Origin of the sequence: Limnohabitans sp. 2KL-17 (assembly GCF_003063415.1) — a bacterium.
GTDB lineage: Bacteria > Pseudomonadota > Gammaproteobacteria > Burkholderiales > Burkholderiaceae_C > Limnohabitans_A.
This window is the reverse complement of sequence record NZ_NESK01000106.1, coordinates 1-587: the sequence shown is the minus strand read 5'-3', so window position 1 is coordinate 587 and position 587 is coordinate 1. Positions and strand designations below refer to the sequence as shown.

1 protein-coding gene is annotated in these 587 nt (G+C 56.7%); it reads right to left on the bottom strand.

Going from position 1 to position 587, the window contains the following annotated elements; all coding sequences use genetic code 11:
• Nucleotides 1-23: 23 nt before the first annotated feature.
• The gene (locus B9Z45_RS16805; protein WP_108408296.1) at nucleotides 24-530 is read right to left on the bottom strand and encodes a transposase; all 507 of its coding nucleotides are present in this window, start codon (nucleotides 528-530) and stop codon (nucleotides 24-26) included.
• Nucleotides 531-587: the final 57 nt, after the last annotated feature.

The following is a 587-nucleotide window of genomic DNA, read 5'->3' as shown; positions in this document are numbered from 1 at the left end:
CAATGGCTTGCGTGACTGTGGCGTCACCATGGCGTGGTGGCGACTTTCTCAAGTCTGCCCATTCGGACGGGCGATCTCTCATGGCCAACACATGGCTGCGCGACACGCTCAGAGCACAGCAGACGGCTCTCACTGCTCGCCCCCGGGCAATACTGGCGAGCGCGCAATCCACTTTTTGCTTTGGCAAAGTCCACAGCCTCCTTGAGAATCTCGTTCTCCAAAGTCTTGCGGCCAAGTGCGCCTTCGAGTTGTTTGATGCGGCGCATGGCGTCTTGAAGCTCAGACGCTGGCACCACGGTTTCGTTGGCACCCACAGCCATCAGTGAGCCTTGCAGGTAGGCCTTTCGCCATTGAAAGAGCTGAGCCGCAGAGATGCCGAATTGCCGGGCAACCATCGAGACGGAACTGCCAGGTTCGTTGGTCTGTTTGACGATTTCAAGCTTTTGCTCTGGGGTCCAACGCCTGCGGCGTTGAACGCTTGTCACCACTTCAACCCGGGTGGGCGTTGCTGAAGACATAGTCATATCCATGGTCGTATTCCTGTTTCTTAGTTTAAGGAATACCGACGGGACTGTGATTCAGGGGGC